The organism is Clostridium sp. TF11-13AC, from assembly GCF_003481065.1.
GTDB classification, from domain to species: Bacteria; Bacillota; Clostridia; order Lachnospirales; family Lachnospiraceae; genus Otoolea; species Otoolea fessa.
In genome coordinates this window covers 1-875 of sequence record NZ_QUKJ01000024.1, presented here as the reverse complement: position 1 = coordinate 875, position 875 = coordinate 1, and the positions used below count along the sequence as shown (strand labels likewise).

Below are 875 nucleotides of genomic sequence, written 5' to 3'. Positions count from 1 at the left end.
TACACCGGGGCGATTGCTTCCCAGAAAAAGGACTACCGTTTCAAAATCGGCACGATTGGGGAAAAGAAGCCGGAGGACTGGATTGTGGTGGAGGGGCAGCATGAACCGCTGATTGACCGCATGAGCTTTGACATTGTGCAGAATAAGCTGAAATCCCGCCAGCGTCCGGGGCAGACCAATGAAATCAGCCTGTTTGCCGGACTGATAAAATGCGGCGAGTGTGGGAAGTCGCTGACGGTACGCTACACAAACGCAAAACATCCTCAGCAGATTTATTCCTGCAAGACCTACAATGCCTTTGGAAAGAACCACTGCACCCAGCATCGGATTGACTATGACACCCTTTACAGCCATGTGCTGCGGAAAATCCGGGAATGTGCCAGAGCTGCCCTGATGGACGGAGAAGCGGTTGCCGACCGCCTGACCAATACCTGTGAAGCCGAGCAGCGGGAACAGCGGGAAGCAATGGAACGCTCCCTTACAAGGGACGAGGAACGGATTGAGATTCTGGACAAAATGGTAATGCGGCTTTATGAGGATATGATTGCAGGGCGTATCAGTGAGCAGAGCTTCAACACCATGCTGGAAAAGACGCAGACCGAGCAGACGGAGCTTAAAACAAAAGTGTCCGAGGGCAGAAAGCGGCTGTCCGATGAAGTCCAGCTTGCCAATGATGCAAAACAATGGGTGGAAGCCATTCAGGAATACGCCAACATCACAGAGCTGGACGCAGCCACCCTCAACCGCTTAATCAAAGAAATCGTCGTGCATGAGCGCATTGACGAAGATAAAACAAGACACATTTCTATCGAAATTCATTTTAATCTCAAACCCATCCCGGAGGTGGAACAGGTCACTGCCTGACCTGTCCCGCC

Annotated in this window: 1 protein-coding gene; it reads left to right on the top strand. The window is 51.8% G+C overall.

The window, feature by feature from the left end; genetic code table 11:
- Positions 1-864, top strand: an 864-nt coding sequence (locus DXD12_RS15085; protein WP_118638614.1) for a recombinase zinc beta ribbon domain-containing protein, incomplete at its 5' end; no start/stop codon positions are given.
- Positions 865-875: the final 11 nt, after the last annotated feature.